1 protein-coding gene is annotated in these 2,810 nt (G+C 63.0%); it reads right to left on the reverse strand.

From position 1 onward, the window contains the following. A partial coding sequence (gene rnr, locus AXF19_RS00730; protein ID WP_066843728.1) for a ribonuclease R occupies window positions 1-2,374 on the reverse strand: 2,374 nt, incomplete at its 3' end. Window positions 2,375-2,810: the final 436 nt, after the last annotated feature.

Genomic DNA, 2,810 nt, shown 5'->3' on the forward strand with positions numbered 1-2,810 from the left:
CCGCACGCTCGCCCTCCTGCACGCGTTTGCCCTGCGTGCCGTGCGCACCGCGCGTCTTCTTGCGCCGCTCCGCCGGTGTCGCATCGACATCCACAATAATCGGCTCATGCCGTTTCTCATTCTTCTTTTTGCGGGAGCGGCGTCCGCGCCCCTCTGCGGATTTTTCACCGTCTGCCTTCGGCGCTGCGGCGGTTTTCGCAGGCTTTGCCATATTCGGCTCGTAGACGCCGTTGTCCTTCAGCACGAAGTCGAGCGTCCGCGCCTGTACGTCCGCGCGCGTGATGATGATGGCCACACTGTCGCCGAGGCGATAGCGCGTGCCCGTGCGCTCGCCGACCATTGCATACTGCTCCTCGACATAGCTGTAGTAGTCGTTCACCATCGTCGAAACGTGCACGAGCCCCTCGACGCCGTTCTCGAGTTCGACAAAGATGCCGAACGCCGTGACGCCGCTGATGATCCCCTCGAAGGTCTCGCCGACGAACTGCGCCATGTACTCGATCTTCTTCATATCCGTCGTCTCGCGCTCCGCCTCGATGGCGATGCGCTCACGCGCAGAGGAGTGCTCCGCCGCCTCGGCGAGGGTCGCACGCAGCCGCTCCCGCTTCTCTGCGGGGATGTGCCCCGTGGCGAATGTCTCGCGCAGGAGGCGATGGACAAGCAGGTCGGGATAGCGGCGGATGGGCGAGGTGAAATGCGTATAGTAGCGCGCGGCAAGCCCGAAGTGCCCGAGGCTCGCCGTCGCATAGCGCGCCTGCTGCATGGAGCGCAGCGCGACCGCGCCGATGATGCGCTCCTCGGGCGCCCCCTTCACACGGTCGAGCACAGCCTGTATGTCGCGCGGCTGCACCTTGCCGTCCTCGCCCACGTTCAGGCGCAGTCCGAGCGCCGCGAGGAGACTCTGAAAGCGCTCGATTTTCTCGCTGTTCGGCGTTTCGTGCACGCGGTAGACAAACGGCTCCTCCTTCAGCTCCATGTGGCGCGCAACGGTCTCATTCGCAACGAGCATGCACTCCTCGATGATGGACTCACCGATTGAACCCGTGCGCTTCACGAGCGCAACGGGATGCCCCTCGGCGTCGAGCTTCACCTTGATCTCGGGCAGCTCGAAGTCGATGGAACCGCGGTGATGACGCTTTGCGCGCAGCACCTCGCGCAGGCGGCGCAGGGTCTCTAGCATCGGACGGATGTCCCCGTTGTCCGCGACAAACGGCTCCTCGCCCGCAAGCACCTTGTTCACGAGCGTATAGGTGAGGCGGCGCGCAACGTGGATGACGCACGGCACGATCTCATAGCTCCGCACCTCGCCGTCCGCGCCGATCTCCATCTCGCACGCCATCGAGAGACGGTCAACGCCCTCGTTCAGGCTGCATATGCCGTTCGACAGCTCCTTCGGCAGCATGGGAATCACGCGGTCGACCAGATAGACGCTCGTCCCGCGCCGCGCCGCCTCCACGTCGAGCGGCTCGCCTGCGCGGACGTAGTGACTCACGTCGGCGATGTAGACGCCGAGGAAGAAGCCGCCGTCCTTCTCATACGCATAGATGCCGTCGTCGATGTCCTTCGTGTCCTCGCCGTCAATCGTGACAATGGGGAAATCGCGGCGATCCCGCCGTCCCGCGTACTCCTCGGGCAGCGGATGTGTCGGGCAGTGCGCGGCGGCTTCTGCGACGGCGGGCGGAAAGCTCTCATCGAGATCGTAGGCGCGCATGACGGCGAGCACGTCGACCCCGGGGGCGCCCGTCTTGCCGAGCACCTCGATGACGCGCCCCTCTGCACTGCGACGCTCCTCGGGCCACTTCGTAATCTCAACGACGACCTTGCTGCCCGTCTTTGCCCCGCCGAAGTCCTTTTTCAAAATAAAGATGTCGCGCCCGATCTTCGCGCTGTCGGGGGTCACGAATCCGAACGCCTTGCTGCGCTCGAATGTGCCGACGATGTGCGTGTTCGCGCGCTCGAGAATGCGGATGATCTCGCCCTCACGCGCGCGCCCCGGTGTCTCGGACGGTGTGACGCGCGCCACAACACGGTCGCCGTGCATTGCCGTCGCGAGCGCGGAGCCGGGCACGAATACATCTGACTCGTCCTCCGCCTCTCGCACGTCGGGGATGATGAAGCCGAAGCCCTTCGGCGACATAGAGAGCCGCCCGACGACGAGGTTCATGCGGCTCGGCAGCCCGTAGAGTCCGCTGCGGTTGCGGATGATTGCCCCCTCCGCCTCGAGCGCCGCAAGCGCAGACGAAAGAAGCTGCTCCTCCTCATCGGGCAGCCCGAGTCCCGTGCGCACCTCCGCCTCGGGCAGCGGGCGATAGGCGTCCTCCCGCATAAAGGCGTGTACGCGCTCTTTCAGTGTATCCGGTTGTTCCTGTTCCATAATCTCCTCGTTTTCCCGTTCCTATTTCCGTTCCTAACAATTTTAGGTTCTATGATAAATGTTACGGAAAGGCTCCGTACTTGCTCCACGCAAACGCTTAGTTACGCAAGCGGTCGCGTTCTCGTTCGCCTAAATACCTGCGGACTTCTTAAACGCGCTGCGCTTGAACGAAAGAAATCCGCAGGGGGCGAGTCGAACGCTTTTCTCCGCTTGCTCCACTAGGGTTTGCTTTGGAGCATCGCACGGAGATGGTTCCAAATCTCCGTAACATATAACAAAGAACCCAATTTTACACAGCGTCCCCCGTCAAAAACGCCGCTGTGCGCGCAAAGACGCGCTCCCTGACTCCAATATCAAGCGGCAGCAGATGCCCCGCATCCGGCAGGATAAACTTCTCGCACCGAGGACTCCCCACGTTCTCATAGAGGTAGTCCGC

Origin of the sequence: Selenomonas sp. oral taxon 126 (genome assembly GCF_001683335.1) — a bacterium.
Lineage (GTDB): Bacteria > Bacillota > Negativicutes > Selenomonadales > Selenomonadaceae > Centipeda.